This window comes from Verticiella sediminum (assembly GCF_007558815.1).
Lineage (GTDB): Bacteria > Pseudomonadota > Gammaproteobacteria > Burkholderiales > Burkholderiaceae_B > Verticiella > Verticiella sediminum.
Window position 1 is genome coordinate 13,766 of sequence record NZ_VLTJ01000021.1, and the last position, 20,157, is coordinate 33,922.

Consider the following 20,157-nt stretch of genomic DNA (forward strand, 5'->3'; position numbering starts at 1 on the left):
GCAGCCGGGTCCGGGTAGCGCTCACGACGATTTGCGCACCCGCAGATACCATTCGCAAAGCAGGCGGACCTGCTTCTCGGTGTAGCCCTTTTCCACCATCCGTTCAACAAAGCTCTCGTGCTTGCTGCGGTCGTCGGCCGACGCTTTGGCGTTGAACGAGATGACGGGCAAGAGTTCCTCGGTGTTCGAGAACATCTTCTTCTCGATCACCTCGCGCAGCTTCTCGTAGCTCGTCCACTTGGGATTGTCCCCGCCGCTGCTCGCGCGGGCCCGCAGCACGAAGTTGACGATCTCGTTGCGGAAATCCTTCGGGTTGACGATGCCCGCGGGCTTTTCGATCTTCTCCAGCTCGGCGTTCAGCGACGCGCGGTCGAAACTCTCGCCGGTTTCCGGATCGCGGAATTCCTCGTCCTGAATCCAGCAGTCCGCGTAGGTGACGTAGCGATCGAAGATGTTCTGCCCGTACTCGGTATAGGACTCCAGGTACGCGGTCTGGATCTCTTTGCCGATGAACTCCGCATAGCGCGGCGCCAGATAGCCCTTGATGTATTCGAGGTACTGGCGCCGGGTGTCGTCCGGGTAGTCCTCGCGCGCTATGCGCTGCTCGAGCACGTACATCAGGTGCACCGGGTTGGCCGCCACTTCGGTCTGGTCGTAGTTGAAGACGCTGGACAGCACCTTGAAGGCGAACCGCGTGGATACCCCGTTCATGCCCTCGTCGGTGCCGGCGTAGTCCTTGTACTCCTGCAGCGCCTTGGCCTTGGGGTCCACGTCCTTCAGGCTTTCGCCGTCGTACACGCGCATCTTGGAATAGATGCTGGAGTTCTCCGGCTCCTTCATGCGCGTGAGCACCGAGAACTGCGCCATCATTTCGAGAGTGCTGGGCGCGCACGGCGCTTCGGCCAGCGAACTGCCGCGCAAGAGCTTCTCGTAGATCTTGACCTCTTCGGACACCTGCAGGCAGTACGGCACCTTGACCACGTAGATCCGGTCGAGGAAAGCCTCGTTGTGCTTGTTGTTGCGGAACGATTGCCATTCGGACTCGTTCGAGTGCGCGAGGATCGAACCGCTGAACGGGATCGCCGAGAACCCTTCCGTACCCTTGAAGTTGCCTTCCTGGGTGGCGGTGAGCAAGGGGTGCAGCATCTTGATCGGCGCCTTGAACATCTCGACGAACTCGAGCAAGCCCTGGTTGGCCAGGCACAGGCCGCCGGAATAGCTGTAGGCATCCGGATCGTCCTGCGCGTAGCGGTCGAGCTTGCGGATATCGACCTTGCCGACCAGCGAGGAGATGTCCTGGTTGTTCTCGTCGCCCGGTTCGGTCTTGGCGATCGCCACCTGCTTGAGCACCGAGGGCATCAGCCGGACCACGCGGAATTGCGAGATGTCGCCGTCGAACTCGCGCAGGCGCTTGACGGCCCAGGGCGACATGATGCCGGACAGATAGCGGCGGGCGATGCCGTACTCTGCCTCCAGTGTTGCGCCGAACTGTTCGGGATTGAACAGCCCCAGCGGAGACTCATTGACCGGTGAGCCCTTGAGCGCATAGATGGGATAGGTTTCCATCAGCGCCTTCAGGCGCTCGGCGATCGACGACTTGCCGCCGCCGACCGGACCCAGCAAATACAGAATCTGCTTGCGCTCTTCCAGGCCCTGCGCCGCATGCTTGAAGAAGGCGACGATCTGGGAGATAGCGTCCTCCATGCCGTAGAACTCGCGGAATGCGGGGTAGCGGCGGATGAGGCGGTTGGAAAACAGCCTGGACAGGCGCGGGTCGTTGCGGGTGTCGACGACTTCCGGCTCGCCAATGGCGGCCAGCATGCGTTCGGCAGACGACGCAAAGGCCATGGGGTCCTGTTTGCAGAGATCGAGATATTCCTGCAGGGACATCTCGACTTCCTGCGACCTTGCGTATTGCGACTTGAAGCCTTCGATAAGGTTCGACACGTTATGACCTCCGACGTCAACGTTCGACTTACAACCTTCCCGCTTCAGGGCCGCCTCGAAGGGCAGCCTCGGCGCGTTCGGGTCGCGCCAATTCAACTTCTATTCTGATCCCATCAACGAGGCTCTGCCATAGTTTCCCTCGTATAGGCATATTGCGATTGCGCACTTGGGGCGGGATGTTGCGACCAAGCAACCGATCCGAAAGTCCCCTGCAAGCTGTTCGAGCATCGTTGACAGGATGCTACGAAGGACTGCGAAAACCCATGCTCCATGCAGCTTCGACACCGGCCATACGGCGTAGTGCCTTTGATCGAGCGACCGTGTGCAACGCCACGGGAAAATCCCGGGGGCCAGCGACGTGCCGGTACCAAGCGACACGGCGCGCCCAGACCAGGATCGGTACTGCAGCGCGCCGTGGCGAAAGACCTGGTTGGCATGCGGGACTTGCGGACCATCGTCACCCCTCTACATGTCTTGATATCACCGTTTGTTCAGCACGTGGCATACCCGCTCCGCCGAGAGAATTTGCGCGGAACGCAGGTGCGCTCGGCCTCGTCATCTTCAAGCGTCCAGCAGGCCGCGCGAACGGATGAAGTCCACGATGCGCTCCAGGCCCAGGCCCGACTTCATGTCGCTCATCACGTACGGGCGCTCGCCGCGCATGCGGCGCGTGTCCTCTTCCATGACCGCCAGCGAGGCACCGACCAGCGGCGCGAGATCGGTCTTGTTGATGACCAGCAGATCCGACTTGGTGATGCCGGGGCCGCCCTTGCGCGGGATCTTCTCGCCGCCCGCCACGTCGATCACGTAGATCGTGAGGTCGGACAGCTCGGGGCTGAAGGTCGCGGCCAGGTTGTCGCCGCCCGACTCGATGAAGACCACGTCGGCGTCAGGGAACTTCGCCAGCATGCGATCGACTGCGTCCAGGTTGATCGAAGCATCCTCGCGAATCGCGGTGTGCGGGCAGCCGCCCGTCTCCACCCCCATGATGCGCTCGGCGGGCAGCGCGTCGGCCACCGTGAGCAGGCGCTGGTCTTCCTTGGTGTAGATGTCGTTGGTGATGACCACCAGATCGTAGGCATCGCGCATGGCCTTGCACAGCATCTCGAGCAAGGTCGTCTTGCCCGACCCTACCGGGCCACCGATACCCACGCGCAGCGGAGGGTTCTTTCTGGTTCGTACCGACATTGTGTTCATCTCTTTGAGCAGGTTGCGCCAGCGATTCGATCGCGCGTCAGGACGCGGGGTTCCCCACCGTCGGACGGCGCCGGGGAGGGTTTGCCTCGGTTGGCCTCGCCCTCGAGGACGAGGATGGTGCATCGGGCCGTTGTCATGAGCGGAACAATCGCGAATACTGGGTTTCGTGCCGCGCCGACAGGATCGCGAGCTGCGGCGCAAATGTACTGATCTGCGCATCGTCGGCGCTGCCGGCGCGATGCGCGGCGTCCACGACGGCAGCGCGCAGGCCATGCAGCATCCGTTGACCGGCCAACTGGCCCAGGGGCACGGCCTTGATGGCCGCCGCCACCTGATTCTCCAGCCAGGCGTAGAGCCAGCCCAACACGCAGTCGGTACGGTTCACGCCCAGCGCCAGCGCGGCATAGGCGAAGGCCGTGGCAAGGGCGATCGGCCGCAGCCGCGCCAACGCGGCCCGCTCGGCGTCCGAACCCAGCCCGAGCTCGCCCGCCAGCCGCGCCAGCGAGCCGCCCATCTGCTCGGTCTCGAGCCGGAACTCGGCCGATTCGCGCCAGGCCAGCAGCGTGTCGTTGCCGTCGCCGACGGCGGCGAAATCGCCACGCTGCCACGCGTCGAACTGGCGTACGAGCATCGTCGCCTCGCCCCGGGCGAGCACCTCGAGCCCGCCCGCGATCCACTGCCCGGCGCTGGCGGCATCGCACACCAGCCCGGCGTCGGCGGCTGCCTCCAGCCCCTGCGAATAGCTGAAGCCGCCGATCGGCAGGGCCGGCGAGACAAGCTGCAGCAGGCCGGCCAGTGCAAGACCGGAGGCAGCGGTGTCGGGCTCGGCGCGTAGCGGCATCAATGGCCTCCGTGGCGATGGCTGTGATCCCCTTGCCGGGGGTGCTCGTGCGGACCGTGCTCGTGCGCGTGGCCGCAGCCGCCGCAGGCGGTTGCCGCGTCGCCGGCATGGGTATGTCCGTGGTCGTGATCGTGGCCGTGGTCGTGCGCGTGACTGTGCTCATGTCCATCACCGCGATCGTGGCCATGGTCATGGCCATGATCGTGATCGTGGCGGTGCGCGCCGCCATGGCGCTCGGCATAGACCGCCTGCGCCAGCGCATGGTCTTCGGCGAACGTCGCGTCATGCCCATGCCGGTGGCCGCCACCATACGCGCCGGCTTCCGGATCGAAGGGCGCGCGCACCGAGGCCACGGTCACGCCCAGCCGTTCCAGCATGTCGCGCAGCACCGGATCGTATTCCAGTTGCAAGGCATCGGCGGCGACCTGCACGGGGGTGTGTCGATTGCCCAGGTGATACGCGGCGCGCAGCAGCAGCAAGGGATCGCTGCTGGTCACGCGCAGCACCTGCTGCGGGGCCGCGACCACGCGCACCAGCGAGCCGTCGGTGGCGACCAGCAGACTGCCCTCGCGCAGGATGGTGCCGCGCGGCAGGAACAGGGCGGCCTCGCGGCCGTCGTCCAGGGTGGCGGCCAGCCGGCTGCGGCAGCGCTCGTCGTACGCGAGCGTGAGCGTGGCCGCCCGGCGAGCCAGGGCGGGGGCAGCGTTGGCGAGGACTTTCTCGATTCTCAGCATGGCGTCAGAACAGGAAATAGCGCTGGGCCATCGGCAGCACCGCGGCGGGTTCGCAGATCAGCAACTGACCGTCGGCCACCACATGGTAGGTTTCCGGATCGACCTCGATGTGCGGCTGCCAACTGTTGTTGACCATGTCGACCTTGCGGATGTTGCGGATGCCGCGCACCGGCACCACGCGCTTGGACAGCCCGTAGCGCCCGGCCACGTCGGCATCGCAGGCCGCCTGCGACACGAAGGTGATCGAGTTGCGCGCCCGGCCGCCGGCCCGGGCGCCGAACATCTCGCGATAGTGCACGGGCTGCGGCGTCGGGATGGAGGCGTTCGGATCACCCATCAGGGCGCCGACAATCTGCCCCCCCTTGAGCACCATCTCGGGTTTCACGCCGAAGAAGGCCGGGTCCCAGAGCACCAGGTCGGCCCACTTGCCCGCCTCCACCGAGCCGATCTCGTGCGCCATGCCGTGCGTCAGCGCGGGGTTGATCGTGTACTTGGCGATGTAGCGGCGCGCCCGCAGGTTGTCGGCCTGGCCGTCGCCGGGCAGCGCGCCGCGCTGCGCCTTCATCTTGTGCGCGGTCTGCCAGGTGCGCATGATGGTCTCGCCCACCCGCCCCATGGCCTGCGAATCGCTGGAGATCATGGAGAGCGCGCCCAGGTCGTGCAGGATGTCCTCGGCGGCGATGGTCTCGCGGCGGATGCGCGATTCGGCGAACGCCACGTCCTCGGCGATGCCCGCGTCCAGGTGATGGCAGACCATCAGCATGTCCAGGTGCTCGTCCACGGTGTTGATGGTGTACGGGCGCGTCGGATTGGTCGACGAGGGAAGCACGTTGGGCAGCCCCGCCACCTTCAGGATGTCCGGGGCGTGCCCGCCGCCGGCGCCCTCGGTGTGGTAGGTGTGGATGGTGCGCCCCTTGAAGGCGGCCACAGTGGCCTCCACGAAGCCGCTCTCGTTCAGCGTGTCGGTGTGGATCGCCACCTGCACGTCGGTGCGTTCGGCCACGTCCAGGCAGGTGTCGATCGAGGCCGGCGTGGTGCCCCAGTCCTCGTGCAGCTTCAGGCCCACCACGCCGGCGCGCACCTGCTCGAGCAGCGGCTCCGGCGCGCTCGCGTTGCCCTTGCCCAGCAGCCCGATGTTGATCGGCCAGCCGTCGGTGGAGGCGAGCATCTGTTCGATGTGCCAGGGGCCGGGCGTGCAGGTGGTGGCGTTGGTGCCGGTGGCAGGCCCGGTGCCGCCGCCGATCAGCGTGGTGATGCCCGAGCTCAGCGCCTCGTCGATCTGCTGCGGGCAGATGAAGTGCACGTGCGCGTCGATGCCGCCGGCGGTGACGATCTTGCCCTCGCCGGCGATGATTTCCGTACCGGCGCCGATGACGATGGTCACGCCGGGCTGGATGTCCGGGTTGCCGGCCTTGCCGATCCCGCTGATGCGCCCGTCCTTGATGCCGATGTCGGCCTTGACCACGCCCCAGTGATCGAGAATGAGCGCGTTGGTGATGACCGTGTCGGCCACCTCGGCCGCCAGGCGCTGCGACTGGCCCATGCCGTCGCGGATCACCTTGCCGCCGCCGAACTTCACCTCTTCACCATAGAGGGTGTAGTCGCGCTCGACCGCGATCAGCAGGTCGGTATCGGCAAGGCGCACGCGGTCGCCCGTGGTCGGGCCGAACATCTCCGCATAGGCGCGGCGCGAAATCCTCAAGCTCATCAGAGTTTCCCCATGACGCGGCCGGCGAAGCCGTAGACCGCGCGTTCGCCGCTCAACGCGACCAGTTCCACCGTGCGCGACTGGCCCGGTTCGAAGCGCACCGCCGTGCCCGCGGCGATGTTCAGGCGAAAGCCGCGCGTGGGCTCGCGCTCGAACTGCAGTGCGTCGTTGACTTCATAGAAGTGGTAGTGCGAACCGATCTGGATCGGCCGGTCGCCGGTATTGGCGACCACCACGCTCAGAGTGTCGCGCCCGTCGTTGAGCACGAGCTCGCCATCCAGGGGCAGGATTTCTCCGGGAATCATGTGCGCTTCTCCATTTCAGCCTCCGCCCGGCCGCCCGAAGGGGGCTGAAGCCCCCTCGGGGGGCAGCGAACGTAGTGAGCGTGGGGGCCTTCCCTCTCCGCCCGGCCGCCCGAAGGAGGCTGAAGCCCCCTCGGGGGGCAGCGAACGCAGTGAGCGTGGGGGTCGTTTCAGTTTCATTTTCAGGCGATCGGGTTGTGGACGGTCACCAGCTTCGTCCCGTCGGGAAAGGTGGCTTCGATCTGCACGTCCGGGATCATCTCCGGCACGCCCTGCATCACATCGTCGCGGCTGAGCAGCGTGGTGCCGTAGTCCATCAGCTCGGCGACCGTGCGGCCATCGCGCGCGCCCTCCATGAGGGCGGCGCTGATGTAGGCCACGGCCTCGGGATGGTTCAGCTTCAGGCCGCGTGCGCGGCGACGCTCGGCCAGCAAGGCCGCGGTGAAGATCAACAGCTTGTCCTTTTCTCGGGGGGTCAGCTTCATGGGTCTCGTCGAATCAGGTGGACCAGATGCGCAGCGCCTGCGCGGGTACGCCGTGCACCAGCGGGCGCAGGCGCAGCCAGAGTTGCATGAACAGCAGCCGCAGCGGCTCCATGTGGCCGGCGATGGCGCGCACGAGCAGGATGCCGCCCGGCAGGGCCGTGGCGCCCGCGCGCAGCGTCTCGCCGAACGGCAGCGAGGCGGCGAGCGACTGGGCCAGCGCTTCGTCGCAGCTCGGCCCAGCCGCCCAGAGGGTGCCGTACACGGGCAGGCCGGCCAGCCCCTGGGCGCTGTACAGAATGGGGTCGCCGCTGCGCACCGCCTGGCGCTCGGCCCAGAGCGGACGGCCGTCTTCACCGACGATGCGCGTCTGGTTGTGCAGCGAGGCGTCGCGCCAGGCTTCGCCGCTGGCCTGCCGGCCCAGCAGGCTGGCATCCCAGCCCAGCGCCGTCGCCCCGGGTGCCAGGCGCAGCGAGAACGCCTGCCGCGCGTGGCTGCGGTCGAAATAGATGTTGTCCTGCGGCAACCAGTCGAGGCGGGCACCGTGCTGGAGCGAGAGTGTGATGTGCTGCGTTGCCGGGGCGCCGGGCGAGGCCTTGTACCACTTGGTCGAGCCCGGCGTCGTGATCACGGCATGCGCCCCGGCCTCCACATCGATGCGCAGATCCAGCTCGTCGCCCGCGGCCAGGCCGCCCGGCGGGTGGAGAATGAGCGCATGACACACCTGCGCGCCTTCGGGATACAGCGGCTTCTGGATGGCGAGCGGCCCCTCGTGCCCGCGCCGCACGAGCACGGTGCGCTCACCCTGCCGACGGAACGCGACGGACAGCCGCGCCCTCCAGCAGCGTCGCTGCCCGACTACGGCCGGCGCATCCGAAGCGCCGGCAAGCTCGAACGTGTCCTGGGGCTTGTACATGGCGATTGGGCGAGCCCGTCGACCCGTCTCTCAATATCTATGCACCTGGATTTGCAATAAACATGCCATTTTCCATGAGCTGCCCGGATGTGCAGTTTGGCGCACACTACCGGCGCTCATGCTGCAGTGCGGAAGCACGCTATGGGTGCACCACCTGCAAGAATGCACCGATTATGCCCAGACTGCACCAATAGTAGGCGCAACGCCAGCCTAGCGAGCATGGCCGGCCCGACCTTGGTGCATACACGCGAGGGCATAGTTACAAAGGTTCACGACCGCCTGCCCGTGCGGCGGGATCGGGCGTCGCATAATCCCCTGACACCACTTTGCCGAGTTCATCATGCGCCTGGACCGTTCCCGCAGCAGCAGCAACGTCGAAGACCGCCGCTCGGGCGGGCCGCGGCTGGGCCGGGGCGGCAGCATCGGCATCGGCGGGCTGATCCTCGCGCTGGTGGCCGTCTACTTCGGCGTGGACCCCGCGGTCGTGCTCAACATGGTCGAGGGTACCGACAGCAGCGTCTCGACCCCGGCCAGCACCGTGCCGCCTGACGATCCGCAGGGCCAGTTCGTCGCCAAGGTGCTGGGCGAGACCGAAGACGTCTGGAGCGCCATCTTCGCCCAACAGACCAATGGGCAGTACCCGGAACCGCGGCTCGTCCTCTATCGGGGCATGACGCCGACCGCCTGCGGTACCGGCCAGGCGGCGATGGGCCCGTTCTATTGCCCCGCCGACCAGCGCGTCTACCTGGACCTCGCGTTCTTCGACGAGATGCAGCAGCGCCTGAACGCTTCCGGCGACTTCGCCCAGGCCTACGTGATCGCGCACGAAGTCGGCCACCACGTGCAGAACGCACTGGGCACCTTCGAGCGCTACGCCACGGCGCGTCAGCAGGCGCCGGCCCAGGCCAACGCACTTTCGGTACGCATGGAGCTGCAGGCGGACTGCTACGCGGGGGTGTGGGCGCACCATGCCCAGGCCGAGCGCCAGATTCTCGAGCCCGGTGACGTGGAAGAAGCCATCAACGCCGCCGCCGCGGTGGGCGACGACACCTTGCAGCGGCGCAGCCAGGGGCAGGTGGTACCGGACTCCTTCACCCACGGCAGTTCGGCTCAGCGGGTGCGCTGGTTCCAGCGCGGGCTGGAAAGCGGGCAGTTGCGGGAGTGCGATACCTTTGCCGCCGCGAACCCCTGAGGGCGCTCCGGGGCGGCACGTGCCGGACGGCGCCTGGCGCCGGGGCCCGATGCAGAAGGTTGCTGGTAGGCGTTCCCGGAAGGCCCGAATGAAGGCCGATCCGTCCAGGCCGAAAATCTCGATCCACCCCGGCCAGAAAGCAACAACCCGCCATCAGGCGGGTTGTTCTTACCCAGGGCTCCGGCGGTCACGCCTGGCCCATCACGAGCGCAAGCGCCCCCAGAGATAGGCAATGGCCGCGACCACGGCGACCGAGGTGAGCGGACGCTCGCGGATCGCGTCCGCGGTGCACCGAAGCGCACTCTCCACCTTGTCCTGCGCGACGTCCATGGTGTGCTCGGCAGTACCCCTGGCACGGTCGAGCGCAACCGTCGCCTTTTCGGCGCCGGACTTGATTGCGCGCTCCACTGCGTCCGAACCTTCGCTGAGCGCCGCCTTGGCCGCAGCCATGGTCTCGCGCCCGCCTTCCTTGGCGGCGTCCACGGTTTCCTTCACCCCTTCCTTCGCCTGGGCCGCCGTATCCTTGGCGCTCTCCTTGACCTCGCCCGCCGCTTCCGTGGCCTTCTGGGCGGTGTCCCTGGCGGCCTCCCTGGCCTTGTCTCCGGTTTCCTTCGCCTTGTCCGCGGGATTTTCTGTCGCCATCGAGAACTCCTGGTGAGTGGATCGGAACACGTCGTTCCTCATCGCCGAGCTAGCAAGTCGCGTACCAGCACAACTGCAGCCTCGTGTGTTTCGCCCCTGAAGGCACATCCGAGCGGCCTGCAAGGCGCGAGGCGGGCGAGACTGCGCCCTCGCCCGCGGGTCAGCCCGGCGGCATCCGGTCCTCGGCAAAGGCCCGGATCAGATGATGCGCGATCGCATACGGCATCGGTGCCGTGAGCTCGTCCGGATGGGCGCCAGTCAGCATCTGCCGCACCTCGGCGCGCGTGAACCAGCGCGCGTCCTCCAGCTCGGCGGTATCGATCACCACGTCGGTATCCAGCGCTCGCGCGAAACAGCCGATCATCAGCGACGCCGGGAACGGCCAGGGCTGCGAAGCGAAATAGGTGACTTCCGCGCAGCGGATGCCCGCTTCCTCGCCGATCTCGCGCCGGACCGCATCCTCGATGGTTTCGCCGGGCTCGAGAAAACCCGCTAGCGCCGAGTACATGCCCCGGCCAAAGCGCGGCTGGCGGCCGAGCAGGCAGCGATCGCCGTCCACCGCCAGCATGATGACCACCGGATCGACCCGGGGAAAATGTTGCGCGCCGCAGGCATCGCAGTCGCGCCGCCAGCCCGCGTTGCTCATCCGGCTGGCCGCCCCGCAGTTGGCACAGAAGCGGTGGCGGGCATGCCAGCTCAGGATGGATTTGGCCGCCCCCAGCTCGCCCAGGAGCTCGGGCGGCACCAGCCCGCGCATCGCGATGGTGCGCACGTCCAGCGGCTCGACACCCGTCAGCGCGACGATTTCCTCCACCCGCCCGGAGGGCAGCGCCAGTGCGAACAGGGGCCGCCTGGTGGCGTCCTCGCCGAGGAGGACCTCGTGCAAGGCCTCGCCCAGCACTTGAACCTCATCTGCATTGAAGAAGGGTTCGCGCAAACCGCCGTCCATGCGGAACAGCGGCGCCTCGTCGACAAAAACCAGAAAGCGTGCAGCCGGATCGGCCCTGGCGCTCTCGACGAAAGCGGTGTCCGCGCGCTTCTCGGACAGACGGTCCAGGGGATTGAGGCCGAAACCAACGGCGGCGGAGCGGTCGTAGGGCATGGCGAGGCGATGAGGGATGCGGCAGGCTGCCCTGACGCGTCCGGAATGGCAGGACCGGCCATTCTACCGCCGCCGCCTCCGGCATGCCCGACCCTGCTGTCCTCTTGTCCCTGTCCTCTTGTCCATTCCTGCGCCATGACAGGCACACGGGCCGGCCTGCGCCCCCGGGGCGTTCGTCGAGCCGCCCGGGCCTACAGGCCGATCGCCTTCGCGATGATGTTCTTTTGAATCTCCGAGGTGCCGGCGCTGACCAGGTTCTGCTTGGCGTCCCGCCAGTAGCGCTCCATGTCGTATTCGGGCAGTTGGGCATAGCCGCCCAGCACCTGCATGCCGAGGGTGGTCGCCCGCATGCCGGCTTCGGACGCGAACAGCTTGGCCATGGCAGCCTCCTTCAATGCGGGCATGTTCTGCGCGTGCAGCCAGGCAGCGTGGTAAGTCATCAGCCGAGCGGCGTCGATATCGGTCGCCGCGTCGGCCAGGGCATGCTTGATGACCTGGAACTGGCCGATCGACTGCCCGAACTGCACGCGCTCCGACGCATAGCGCACCGCATCCTGTACCGCGGTCTGCGCGTTGCCCACGTACATGGCTGCCCCGCCGATGCGCTCCTGCACCAGGAAGGCGCCGAGGATCTTCCAGCCCTCGTGCACGTCGCCGATCACGTTCTCCCGGGGAATGCGCACGTCGGAATAGAAGCACTCGTAAGTGCCGGACATGTGGCGCGACAAGGTCGACATCTTGCGCAATTCCAGCCCGGGCGTGTCGTTCGGCACCAGCATCATGGTGATGCCGTCGTGGCGCTTGCCCTCGGCCGGACGCGTGCGCACGGCCAGCAGGATCACGTTGTCCCTGCTGCCGGCGGCCGAGGCGAACACCTTCTGGCCGTTCAGCAGGAAGTGATCGCCCTTGTCGACCGCCCTCAATGCGATGCGCGTCAGGTCCGAGCCCGCGTTGGGCTCGGTCATCGACACGGAAAAGCGCAGTTCGCCGTTCAGCGCCTTGGGAATGTAGTACGCCTGCTGCGCCTGCGTGCCGAAGTGCAGCAGGGTGTCCATCCCCCAGCACGTCAGGCCATACACGGCGCCCATGTCGAAGGCATAGCGCGACAGCCCTTCCTGCAGGATGGTGCGAAAGAGGATGTCCGCGCCCATGCCGCCATGCGCCTCGGGCACGCACAAGCCCAGGAAGCCCTGCTCGACCATGCTCGCGTAGGCTTCGTAGGGGTATTCACGCGCGATGTCCTTCTCGCGCGTGTACTCGCGCGAGCAGAACGCCTCCACGAAGCGATCGACAACGTCTTGGAACATCAGATGCTCCTCGGAAAAGAACGGCAGGTTGGGCATGGCTCGCATCTCTGCTGAAGTAGGTATCTCGTTCCGCTGGCGCGACGAGAAAGACATTGTCGACAAGTCTCACATAGGAACCCTAGGCCGGCCTAGTGCTACAATCGGAACCCATCGTTCCATAAATGAGACGATTCCGTGCCAAACTGCTCGCCCGACGACATGCTGCTGTTCGCCAAGGCTGCCCAGTTGCGCAGCATCAGCGCGGCCGCGCGCATGCTGGACAAACCGAAGTCGACGGTCAGCCGCGCGATCATGCGGCTCGAGAACGCGCTGGGCGCCCGGCTGATGGACAGATCGTCCCGGAACGTGGCCCTGACCGACGCGGGCAGGGTCTTTCTGCAGCATTGCCACCGCGTCTCGCAGGAGGTGACGGCAGGCGTGGCGGCGGTCGGCGAACTGCAGGGCAACGTCAGGGGGCGCCTGCGCGTCGCCGTGCCGACTACGTTCGGCCTGGCGCTGCTCTCCTCCCTGGTTGCGCCGTTCCTGCTGACCTATCGCGACCTGACGCTCGAGCTGCGGCTGACCGACCGGTCCCAGGAACAGATCGAAGAGCGTTTCGACGTGACGGTCCGCGCGGGCCCGCTGCCGCCCTCCTCGCTCATCGCACGGGAACTGGGCACCAATCGGTACGGCGTCTATGCCAGCCCGGCGTACCTGGCTGCGCATCCGCCCATCCTCGAACCGCAGGATCTCGCGATCCACCGCGTCGTCGACAGTTTTTCGGGCGCCGAAGCCGGATGGTGGGGATTCAGGAACAAGGAAGGCGACACGCGCGTCCAGGTGCAACCTCGGGCCGACATCAACGACGCCTTGATGCGTCGCGAGGCCGCCGTCCAGGGCGTGGGGCCGGCGATCGTGCCGACCTGGATCGCGACCGAGGCGGTGCGGGCGGGACGCCTGCGCCCGGTCCTGCCGGATTGGGTCAGCACACGTACCTTGACCATCTTCGCGCTCTGGTCCGGACGCGAACACATGCCGCCGCGGCTGCGGGTGTTCATCGACTATCTGGTCGACGCCGTGCCGCGGCAATTCGCCAACGACCCGCCGCTGCCCCCCGCCTGAGGCCAGGCCTCCCCCGGCGCCGGCAAGTCCGGCGTCCGAAGCGGGCCGGTCTCGGACGCTGCCGACCGATCCCGCGTGATCAGAGTTCGATCCTGGCCGACTGGATGATCCGGCGCGAGGTATCGACCTCCTCCTTCAGGAAGCTGCGGAACGCTTCGGGCGTGGAACCCAACGGTTCGAAACCCGGTATCTGTTCCATGATGCCTGGCGTCTTGACCGCTTTGACGAATTCAGCGCTCAAGCCATCCACGATCGGCTTGGGGGTCGCGCCAGGCGCCATATAACCGATCCACGAAGAGAACGCGTACTCGGGATAGAACTCGGCGATCGCCGGCACGTCGGGCGCCTGGCTCTGTCGCTTCTCGGTCGTCACGGCCAGCAGCTTCATACGCTTGTCCCGCGCGGCCTCGAGCGCGGTCACCAGCGATGCGAACAGCACCAGCACCCTGCCGCTGTACAGATCGGGCATCAACGCCGAAATCCCCTGATACGGGACGTGCAGCATGTCGATGCCGGCGACGGACTTGAGGTATTCGCCGCACAGATGGTTGGTGGTGCCGATCCCGGCCGAACCGAAAGTCACGACGCCCGGATTCTGCTTGGCGTACTCGATGAACTCCTCGAACGTGTTCGCCGGCACGGCGGGATGCACCAGCAGTGTGTGCGCGGTGCTGTGCGTCAGACTGACCGGCGCAATGTCGGCGTCGAGCCGGTAATTGAGCTTGCCTTCGTACAGCGTCTCGTTGAAGGCCAAGTTGTTGGTCGCGAGCGCGAGGGTCCGGCCGTCCGGGGCGGCGCGCACCAGGGCATCCGTGCCGATGCGCGTGCCTCCCCCGGGGCGGTTCTCCACGATGATGTTCAGGCCGGTGTTCTCCTGGACCTGACGCATGATGACACGCGTGGACGTGTCCGTGGAGCCGCCGGCCGTGAACGGCACGATCACGGTGATCGGCCCCTGCGGCAGCGACGTCGCCGCGGCCCAGGCCGGCCGTACCCCGACCATCGGCGAGGCGCAAGCCAGCCCCGCTGCCCGCAAGAAAGTCCTGCGCTGCATATACATTATCTCCTTGTGATGATTGTTCGCCGGCGCTGGCTCAACGGCCCAGGCCCGCGCGCTTCAGATCCGCTTTCAGCACCGTGTGGGTATCGGCCAGCGTGATGTAGAGACTGCGCTCATCCGGTCCACCCAGCACAACGTTGGTGACCAGGTTGCCCTCCGGGCTGCACACCTCCAGGGCCGGCCGGCCGCGCTCGTCGAACACCCACACCGACCCCATGCCGGCATGCGCGACGTACAGGCGGTTGTGCGCATCCAGGGTGAGCCCGTCAGGCCCGACGCCGCCGGAAAGCTGGATCCAGGCGCCGACCCGGCCGACCCCACCGGCGCGCCGCAGCGGAACTCGCCAGACGGCGTTGGCGCGCGTGACGGCGAGATACAGGAAGCGGTCGTCCGGCGTGACCACCAGGCCATTCGGGCTGGGCACGGCGTCGAGCAGAAGTTCGAGCCTGCCATCCGCTCGCAGCACCCACAGCCTGCCGTCGGGCCGGCGCAGGTCGCTCTCGCCCTGGTCCGTGAAGAAGAGATCGCCGGCACGGTTGAAACACAGATCGTTCAGGCCGCGAAAGGGTTCGTACTGGCCCCTGGCCAGCACGGTGTCCAGACGGCCCGAGGCCGGGTCCAGCTTCAACAGGCCCTGCCGATGGTCGGCGATGAAGAGCCGGCCCTGCTGGTCCAGCTTCAGGCCGTTGGGCTCGCCGTCGTACTCGAGCACGAGCTCGACCACGCGCTGGGGCGTGATCCTGAAGATCTGCCCGTGCGGCACGTTGACGACATACAGGTTGCCATCGGCGTCGAACACCGGGCCTTCCAGGATGCCTTCCCGGCGGCCGGCTTTCCAGAGTTCGGCGGGAATGCGCGCATACACCTCGGCGGTGACGGCTGGCGGTGCGATGAACATGTCGGCTCCTCGCTCTCAGGACGCGAAGTCGGCCGAGCGCTTCTGCGCGAAGGAGCGCGCGCCCTCGATGGAGTCCGCGGTCTGCGACGACATCATCCCGCCCGTGACGTTCGCCCAGACGCGGCGCGCCTCGTTCATCGGCAGCTCGAACACACCCATTTCATAGGCGCGCTTGATGCCCGTCACGACGGTGGGAGAATTCCCGGAGATCTTCTCGGCGAGAGCCCAGGCGGTCGGCATCAATTGCTCGGGCGCAACGACCCGGCTGACCAGGCCCGCCTGAAGCGCCTGGGCCGCATCGATCGGCTCGCCGCTCAGCGTCATGTCCATCACCGTAGCGTGCGCCACCCCGACCCGCGCCAGCTCGTAGGGCACCCGGGTGCCCCGCCCGCGCGTGACCTGGGGATTGCCGAAGCGCGAGCGATCGCTCGCGATGCGGATGTCGCTGGTCAGCGCGAGCAACAGCCCGGCAGCCAGGCAATAGCCGTCGACGGCGGCAATGACCGGCTTGCCCAGCACGTACTCGCCAGGATAGCCATAGGCTCCCTCCAGCTCATAGGCGGGGCGCTCGCCCTTGGCGTTGAGCCTGGCCGTCTCCTTCAGGTCGCGCCCCGTGGTGAAGGCGCGCCCGCCGGCGCCGGTGATGATCGCCACGCGCAGCTCGGGGTCGTCGCGAAACTGCTGCCAGAAGAGATTGAGCTGCGCGCGCAACGCCGCATCCAGCGCGTTGAGCGCATGCGGCCTGTTCATCGTGGCGCAGACGACGCTGCCACGCCGCTCCTGAATGAGTACGGGTTCTTCGCTCATGATTTTCTCCTCCGTGATGGCCTGTGGACGAATGGCCGTGTTCGGCGATTCCCGGTCGAATGCTTAAAATGACCCGACAAATCCCCTTCGATCGCACCGACGGGTACATCGAGCGTGGTGAGAATTCTAGAAGTGGGATACGGGGCCGCCTAGCTACGTTGCCGGAACCTGTTGTTCCGATCGTGCAACGATGAGAACGGCCCCTTCGGCCACCAGATACGGCAGCCGGGCATAGCTCGCGCCAGGCACTGCGATCGTCAGCGTCGCTCTGGGCCTGGCCTGCTCGGTCATCCGCTGCGCCAGCGCGACATCGGCGGTGCCCATCGACAGCGCGAGGCCGAGCAGGGCTGCCCTGCCGATACGCGTTCCCGAACGGGCCCAATCGAGTCTCGAAATCGTTGACATGGCGCCTCCTCCCGTCTTGCCTGCCGCCGCTGCTGCTGTTTTTTTTCGGCGGCTCAGGCTTGTTGAACACTGGGTGTCCCATCGACCACGCCGTCCCGCTGCAACGCCTCGAGGCGTTCGCTACCGAGGCCGAGCACCTCCTGCAGGATCTGCCTGGTGTGCTCGCCGTAGCGGGGCGGCGCCGCATACGTCGACACCGGCGCATTCCGGAAATGGAAGGGCGTCGCGACCATGCGCAGCGCCTTGCCGCTGCGGTGGGTCGTCTCGACCAGCGTGCCGCGCTGCCTGACCTGCTCATTCTGGAAAACCTGGGCAAGGTCGTTGACCTGCCCCGCGGCGATCCCGCCGGCGACGAGGCGCTCCAGCCACTCCTTGGCGCTGGCCGTCGCGAACACCTCGTTCAGCACCTGCACCATGGCCTCCCGATTGGATGCCCTGGCCTGATTGACCGAGAACCTCGGGTCGATGGCGAGATCCGGCCGCTCGATGACCTCGCAGAACCGCCGGTACTGCTGGTCGTTGCCGACCGTGATGACGATGTTGCCCTCCTTGCACGGGAACATGCCCGCCGGCACCCCACCCCCGCCGGCCATGTTGCCCCGGCGCACCGGCAATTGGCCCGACATGAGGTAATGCGCGGCGTGGTGCGAGGTGAGCGCGACGCACGACTCCAGCAGGCTGATGTCGATGTGCTCGCCGCTGCCGCCGTTGGCGTCGCGCCGGTACAGCGCGCTCAGCACCGCCACCTCCGCATACAGGCTGGTGACGACATCGACCATGCTGAACCCGACGCGCATCGGCCCCGCGCCGGGCGCGCCATCGGGGTGCCCGATGCTGTGCATCAGACCGCCCTCCGCCTGGAAGATCGCGTCGTAGCCCGGACGATGCCGGTTCGGCCCCGTCTGCCCGTAGCCGGTCACGGAGCAATAGATCAAGCGCGGGTTGATCGCGCGCAGGCTCTCGTAGTCCAGCCCGTATTTCTCGAGCGTGCCGACCTTGTAGTTCTCGATGAGCACATCGGAACGTTCGGCCAACCGGCGCAGCAGCTCCTGACCCTCCGGGCGTGTGAAGTCGACGGCCATCGCCTTCTTGTTCCGGTTGGCGGCGATGTAGATCGCCGACTCCAGGTCGATACGCTCGGCATCCGGGTCGAAGAACGGCGGCCCGTAGAAGCGCGATTCGTCGCCGACGCCCGGGCGCTCGACCTTGATCACTTCCGCGCCCAGATCGCCCAGCATCTGCCCGATCAGGGGGCCTGCGAGGACCCGGCTCATGTCGAGCACGCGGATCCCCTTCAATTGTCGGTCCGACATCCCACCTCCTCGTCGCTCGGTGGCGCAAAACAGCATTCAATACGGGGCGTAGTCGGTGAAATCGATGCTGCCGGCCCGACGACGCGGATTTCGTCGTCGATGCGCAGCGCCGACAGGGCATGGCCCATCGCTTCGTGGATCTCGGCGCAAGGCTCCAGGTTGCAGGCCGGCCGGTTGCTGCGTTCCCTTGACACTACGCGCCACGGATCCGCTCAGCGCCATTCTGGAGTGGGCTGGTTGCAGTGCCTAGCGCAATCGTCGGAACACATCGTTCCGTCTTCGCAACGGGGATCAGCCGGGTCCAGCCTCGCCCGAACGTCGGCCATGTGGTGAGCTTGGTGTAGAACGCCAGCCGCTCGGCGTTGAACCGCATGAGCACATCGGTCGAGGTCATGGCTTGGATCGCAGCGAGCGTCACCGGCCCGACCGCGCCATCGTCTGCCACCCCCAACGGCGCGCTGCAGCATGCGCACGGCGTTCCCGATGCCGTGGGATGAACGGCGTGCCGACGTCGCCATCCACCCGCTCGGCCCGAACGTCGAGCGCGACCACGGATAGGGGTCGCACGAGCCCGCACGACGCCGGCGTCACGGCCGCCCTTCAGCGGCAGAATCTCGATGGACTGCACGTTCGGTAGCGGCTTGCCATGCGGCCTGCCAGTCCTCGGCTTCGATGAACTCGGAGGACAGCACGCGCAGCAGCACAGCGCGCCCGTCGATCTCGGCGAGGGCGTAGCGGTTCAGTTCGGACATAGCGGCCCCAGAAGCGACAACGTCCCAGCTCCTCTGAGCTCGGGGCGGCAATGAATCTTGTGTATTCGTGTGTATTGTGTATAATTACACACACGAACAGCGCAGACATCATCAAACGGCTCAAGGCCGACGGCTGGTATCGGCTGAACACAGTAGGTTCGCATCACCAGTTCAAGCACCCGACCAAGCCCGGCAAAGTCACGGTGCCGCACCCGAAGAAGGATCTCCCCGAACCAACACTGCGCAGCATCATGAAACAAGCCGGCCTGAAGTGAGCGGGCCGGCCGAACAGGAGAAAGAAATGCTCTACCCGATCTACGTTCACAAGGAAGACGGCAGCGCCTACGGCGCTATCTTCCCGGATATCCCCGGCTGCCATGCAGCTGCCGATGACGCTCAAGCCCTACCGGCCGCTGCGCAGGAGGCGGTCGAGGCACACTTTGGTGCAGACGATGATCCGATTCCGTCGCCCAGCAGCCCCGACGCCTGGGTCGATGATCCGGAGTACCGCGGCGGGTTCTGGATGATGGTCGATATCGACCTGTCCCGGGTGCGCTCACGGGCCGTGCGGCTCAACATCAGCCTGCCCGAGAATCTCGTGCAGCGCATCGACACTGCAGCGCGCCAGCGAGGGCAAAGCCGCTCGGCCTTCCTCGCCATGGCTGCCGAGCACGAGATGAGCGACGCATGAACTCATGCTGGCCACATCCCGTGTAACGTTCCTTAGGTCTTCTGCCGGGGAAACCTGAACGTCATGAGCCAGAGCTTAAATCGCGCCCCTATCCTGTTCACAAGTTACGAGGAAATCAGAGCGCGACCCGCCTATAAGCCGAAGCTCGAAGTCGCCAAAGAACGACTTCTGGAGCTAAGCGCGTACGCAGCCTAAAGTTGCGTACATCCGTAGAGGAGCTGCAGAACAAAGCGGGCGAATACCTCAGCGATTTTCAGATCATGATGCAAAAGGTCAACCGCTACTACAAAAGGCTCCAAGAAATCAGATCCGCATTTCGCCATAGCGGCGAAGCTTGGGACCGACGCTTTGAAGACATGGCTCGGCGAGATAGCGTAGTGCGTCCTCGTGCTCAGTTGTCTCAAGCCCAGCGCGACATGATGCGGCCCGGGGCCGCTCGCGAGCTGTTCGATGAGATCATGAAGATGGAATTGATGGACGGGGTAACCCACGAATCGATGAAAAAACTTGCTGACCGGCCGAGCGTTTCGACGCCGACTTCGCGCTCATGACGGGCGAGCTGTCCCGGTTCATTGCGGATGTGATCGATGCGCTGGGCGGCCAGCGCCAGGAAGGCATAGCCATGTCATTCGTCGTGCTCGGCGTCCAGCCTGGACGCATCGAAGAGATGGTGCGCAGCCGCGTCCGGCGGCAAGAGGCAAAGCTGAAGCGATGCCCCAAGCCCGGCAGCACCGAACGGCGCACAGAGAAGGCGCGCGCC

General features: G+C 66.4%; 24 protein-coding genes. 7 read left to right on the forward strand and 17 right to left on the reverse strand.

The window, feature by feature from the left end:
* Positions 1 to 21 precede the first annotated feature (21 nt).
* The 8 genes from FOZ76_RS10685 to FOZ76_RS10720 form a co-directional block, all read right to left on the reverse strand.
* Positions 22 to 1,947, reverse strand: coding sequence for a PrkA family serine protein kinase (locus FOZ76_RS10685; protein ID WP_170235384.1), 1,926 nt, complete (start codon positions 1,945 to 1,947; stop codon positions 22 to 24).
* 561 nt (positions 1,948 to 2,508) lie between these two features.
* Positions 2,509 to 3,135, reverse strand: coding sequence for an urease accessory protein UreG (gene ureG, locus FOZ76_RS10690; RefSeq protein WP_143948249.1), 627 nt, complete (start codon positions 3,133 to 3,135; stop codon positions 2,509 to 2,511).
* A gap of 142 nt (positions 3,136 to 3,277) precedes the next feature.
* Positions 3,278 to 3,985, reverse strand: coding sequence for an urease accessory protein UreF (locus FOZ76_RS10695; RefSeq protein ID WP_143948251.1), 708 nt, complete (start codon positions 3,983 to 3,985; stop codon positions 3,278 to 3,280).
* Positions 3,985 to 4,719, reverse strand: a complete 735-nt coding sequence (ureE, locus tag FOZ76_RS10700) for an urease accessory protein UreE (RefSeq protein WP_143948253.1) — start codon at positions 4,717 to 4,719, stop codon at positions 3,985 to 3,987. Before ureE ends, FOZ76_RS10695 begins: the two co-directional genes overlap by 1 nt.
* A gap of 4 nt (positions 4,720 to 4,723) precedes the next feature.
* Positions 4,724 to 6,427: an urease subunit alpha gene (gene ureC, locus FOZ76_RS10705; RefSeq protein ID WP_143948254.1), complete on the reverse strand. Its 1,704-nt coding sequence runs from the start codon at positions 6,425 to 6,427 to the stop codon at positions 4,724 to 4,726.
* A complete protein-coding gene (locus FOZ76_RS10710; RefSeq protein ID WP_143948255.1) occupies positions 6,427 to 6,732 on the reverse strand; it encodes an urease subunit beta in 306 nt (101 codons plus the stop codon). The genes ureC and FOZ76_RS10710 overlap by 1 nt, the downstream gene beginning before the upstream one ends.
* A gap of 179 nt (positions 6,733 to 6,911) precedes the next feature.
* On the reverse strand, positions 6,912 to 7,214 hold the full coding sequence (gene ureA, locus FOZ76_RS10715) for an urease subunit gamma (protein WP_143948256.1): 303 nt from the start codon (positions 7,212 to 7,214) through the stop codon (positions 6,912 to 6,914).
* 13 nt (positions 7,215 to 7,227) lie between these two features.
* A complete protein-coding gene (locus FOZ76_RS10720) occupies positions 7,228 to 8,127 on the reverse strand; it encodes an urease accessory protein UreD (RefSeq protein ID WP_143948257.1) in 900 nt (299 codons plus the stop codon).
* A 340-nt stretch (positions 8,128 to 8,467) separates the two neighbouring features.
* Here FOZ76_RS10720 and ypfJ point away from each other — a divergent pair, with 340 nt between their 5' ends.
* Positions 8,468 to 9,319, forward strand: a complete 852-nt coding sequence (gene ypfJ, locus FOZ76_RS10725; protein ID WP_143948258.1) for a KPN_02809 family neutral zinc metallopeptidase — start codon at positions 8,468 to 8,470, stop codon at positions 9,317 to 9,319.
* A gap of 201 nt (positions 9,320 to 9,520) precedes the next feature.
* On the opposite strand, the gene FOZ76_RS10730 is transcribed toward ypfJ, so the two are convergent.
* The 3 genes from FOZ76_RS10730 to FOZ76_RS10740 form a co-directional block, all read right to left on the reverse strand.
* Entirely contained in the window at positions 9,521 to 9,961 is a 441-nt protein-coding gene (locus FOZ76_RS10730) for a hypothetical protein (protein ID WP_143948259.1), read from the reverse strand.
* A 160-nt stretch (positions 9,962 to 10,121) separates the two neighbouring features.
* Complete coding sequence (gene nudC / locus FOZ76_RS10735) at positions 10,122 to 11,063, reverse strand: NAD(+) diphosphatase (protein WP_143948260.1); 942 nt, start codon at positions 11,061 to 11,063, stop codon at positions 10,122 to 10,124.
* Positions 11,064 to 11,254: 191 nt separating this feature from the next.
* On the reverse strand, positions 11,255 to 12,463 hold the full coding sequence (locus FOZ76_RS10740; RefSeq protein ID WP_143948261.1) for an acyl-CoA dehydrogenase family protein: 1,209 nt from the start codon (positions 12,461 to 12,463) through the stop codon (positions 11,255 to 11,257).
* Between the two features lie 81 nt (positions 12,464 to 12,544).
* Between FOZ76_RS10740 and FOZ76_RS10745 the strand changes: the two genes are divergently transcribed.
* Positions 12,545 to 13,471: a LysR family transcriptional regulator gene (locus tag FOZ76_RS10745; RefSeq protein WP_143948262.1), complete on the forward strand. Its 927-nt coding sequence runs from the start codon at positions 12,545 to 12,547 to the stop codon at positions 13,469 to 13,471.
* A 79-nt stretch (positions 13,472 to 13,550) separates the two neighbouring features.
* Here FOZ76_RS10745 and FOZ76_RS10750 read toward each other — a convergent pair whose 3' ends face one another.
* The 5 genes from FOZ76_RS10750 to FOZ76_RS10770 all read right to left on the reverse strand — a co-directional run bounded on the left by FOZ76_RS10750 (position 13,551) and on the right by FOZ76_RS10770 (position 17,954).
* The gene (locus tag FOZ76_RS10750; RefSeq protein WP_170235386.1) at positions 13,551 to 14,525 is read right to left on the reverse strand and encodes a Bug family tripartite tricarboxylate transporter substrate binding protein; all 975 of its coding nucleotides are present in this window, start codon (positions 14,523 to 14,525) and stop codon (positions 13,551 to 13,553) included.
* 40 nt (positions 14,526 to 14,565) lie between these two features.
* A complete protein-coding gene (locus tag FOZ76_RS10755; RefSeq protein WP_143948264.1) occupies positions 14,566 to 15,429 on the reverse strand; it encodes an SMP-30/gluconolactonase/LRE family protein in 864 nt (287 codons plus the stop codon).
* 15 nt (positions 15,430 to 15,444) lie between these two features.
* On the reverse strand, positions 15,445 to 16,236 hold the full coding sequence (locus tag FOZ76_RS10760; RefSeq protein ID WP_143948265.1) for an enoyl-CoA hydratase/isomerase family protein: 792 nt from the start codon (positions 16,234 to 16,236) through the stop codon (positions 15,445 to 15,447).
* 153 nt (positions 16,237 to 16,389) lie between these two features.
* Positions 16,390 to 16,641, reverse strand: coding sequence for a hypothetical protein (locus FOZ76_RS10765; protein WP_143948266.1), 252 nt, complete (start codon positions 16,639 to 16,641; stop codon positions 16,390 to 16,392).
* 53 nt (positions 16,642 to 16,694) lie between these two features.
* Positions 16,695 to 17,954: a CaiB/BaiF CoA transferase family protein gene (locus tag FOZ76_RS10770; RefSeq protein ID WP_143948267.1), complete on the reverse strand. Its 1,260-nt coding sequence runs from the start codon at positions 17,952 to 17,954 to the stop codon at positions 16,695 to 16,697.
* A 371-nt stretch (positions 17,955 to 18,325) separates the two neighbouring features.
* Between FOZ76_RS10770 and FOZ76_RS28170 the strand changes: the two genes are divergently transcribed.
* Complete coding sequence (locus FOZ76_RS28170; protein ID WP_281282990.1) at positions 18,326 to 18,451, forward strand: hypothetical protein; 126 nt, start codon at positions 18,326 to 18,328, stop codon at positions 18,449 to 18,451.
* Between the two features lie 90 nt (positions 18,452 to 18,541).
* Here FOZ76_RS28170 and FOZ76_RS27480 read toward each other — a convergent pair whose 3' ends face one another.
* Complete coding sequence (locus FOZ76_RS27480; RefSeq protein WP_170235387.1) at positions 18,542 to 18,706, reverse strand: hypothetical protein; 165 nt, start codon at positions 18,704 to 18,706, stop codon at positions 18,542 to 18,544.
* Between the two features lie 50 nt (positions 18,707 to 18,756).
* Between FOZ76_RS27480 and FOZ76_RS10780 the strand changes: the two genes are divergently transcribed.
* From FOZ76_RS10780 to FOZ76_RS28275, 4 genes are all read left to right on the forward strand, one after another.
* Positions 18,757 to 18,981: a type II toxin-antitoxin system HicA family toxin gene (locus tag FOZ76_RS10780; protein ID WP_143948268.1), complete on the forward strand. Its 225-nt coding sequence runs from the start codon at positions 18,757 to 18,759 to the stop codon at positions 18,979 to 18,981.
* A 26-nt stretch (positions 18,982 to 19,007) separates the two neighbouring features.
* Entirely contained in the window at positions 19,008 to 19,397 is a 390-nt protein-coding gene (locus tag FOZ76_RS10785) for a type II toxin-antitoxin system HicB family antitoxin (protein ID WP_143948269.1), read from the forward strand.
* A 197-nt stretch (positions 19,398 to 19,594) separates the two neighbouring features.
* Positions 19,595 to 19,948 (forward strand): hypothetical protein, encoded by a 354-nt coding sequence (locus FOZ76_RS10790; protein WP_143948270.1) that lies wholly within the window; start codon positions 19,595 to 19,597, stop codon positions 19,946 to 19,948.
* The coding region (locus FOZ76_RS28275; protein WP_143948271.1) for a hypothetical protein at positions 19,945 to 20,157 on the forward strand (213 nt) is incomplete at its 3' end. The genes FOZ76_RS10790 and FOZ76_RS28275, both read left to right, overlap by 4 nt.

Coding starts and splice junctions, on each gene's coding strand:
- FOZ76_RS10780 (WP_143948268.1), top strand. CDS start 18,757: ATGAATCTTGTGTATTCGTGTGTATTGTGTATAATTACACACACGAAC.
- FOZ76_RS10750 (WP_170235386.1), bottom strand. CDS start 14,525: ATGCAGCGCAGGACTTTCTTGCGGGCAGCGGGGCTGGCTTGCGCCTCG.
- FOZ76_RS28170 (WP_281282990.1), top strand. CDS start 18,326: ATGAGCACATCGGTCGAGGTCATGGCTTGGATCGCAGCGAGCGTCACC.
- FOZ76_RS10770 (WP_143948267.1), bottom strand. CDS start 17,954: ATGTCGGACCGACAATTGAAGGGGATCCGCGTGCTCGACATGAGCCGG.
- nudC (WP_143948260.1), bottom strand. CDS start 11,063: ATGCCCTACGACCGCTCCGCCGCCGTTGGTTTCGGCCTCAATCCCCTG.
- ureA (WP_143948256.1), bottom strand. CDS start 7,214: ATGAAGCTGACCCCCCGAGAAAAGGACAAGCTGTTGATCTTCACCGCG.
- FOZ76_RS10695 (WP_143948251.1), bottom strand. CDS start 3,985: ATGCCGCTACGCGCCGAGCCCGACACCGCTGCCTCCGGTCTTGCACTG.
- ypfJ (WP_143948258.1), top strand. CDS start 8,468: ATGCGCCTGGACCGTTCCCGCAGCAGCAGCAACGTCGAAGACCGCCGC.
- ureC (WP_143948254.1), bottom strand. CDS start 6,427: ATGAGCTTGAGGATTTCGCGCCGCGCCTATGCGGAGATGTTCGGCCCG.
- FOZ76_RS27480 (WP_170235387.1), bottom strand. CDS start 18,706: ATGTCCGAACTGAACCGCTACGCCCTCGCCGAGATCGACGGGCGCGCT.
- FOZ76_RS10755 (WP_143948264.1), bottom strand. CDS start 15,429: ATGTTCATCGCACCGCCAGCCGTCACCGCCGAGGTGTATGCGCGCATT.
- ureE (WP_143948253.1), bottom strand. CDS start 4,719: ATGCTGAGAATCGAGAAAGTCCTCGCCAACGCTGCCCCCGCCCTGGCT.
- ureG (WP_143948249.1), bottom strand. CDS start 3,135: ATGTCGGTACGAACCAGAAAGAACCCTCCGCTGCGCGTGGGTATCGGT.
- FOZ76_RS10710 (WP_143948255.1), bottom strand. CDS start 6,732: ATGATTCCCGGAGAAATCCTGCCCCTGGATGGCGAGCTCGTGCTCAAC.
- FOZ76_RS10730 (WP_143948259.1), bottom strand. CDS start 9,961: ATGGCGACAGAAAATCCCGCGGACAAGGCGAAGGAAACCGGAGACAAG.
- FOZ76_RS10765 (WP_143948266.1), bottom strand. CDS start 16,641: ATGTCAACGATTTCGAGACTCGATTGGGCCCGTTCGGGAACGCGTATC.
- FOZ76_RS10720 (WP_143948257.1), bottom strand. CDS start 8,127: ATGTACAAGCCCCAGGACACGTTCGAGCTTGCCGGCGCTTCGGATGCG.
- FOZ76_RS10785 (WP_143948269.1), top strand. CDS start 19,008: ATGCTCTACCCGATCTACGTTCACAAGGAAGACGGCAGCGCCTACGGC.
- FOZ76_RS10760 (WP_143948265.1), bottom strand. CDS start 16,236: ATGAGCGAAGAACCCGTACTCATTCAGGAGCGGCGTGGCAGCGTCGTC.
- FOZ76_RS10740 (WP_143948261.1), bottom strand. CDS start 12,463: ATGTCTTTCTCGTCGCGCCAGCGGAACGAGATACCTACTTCAGCAGAG.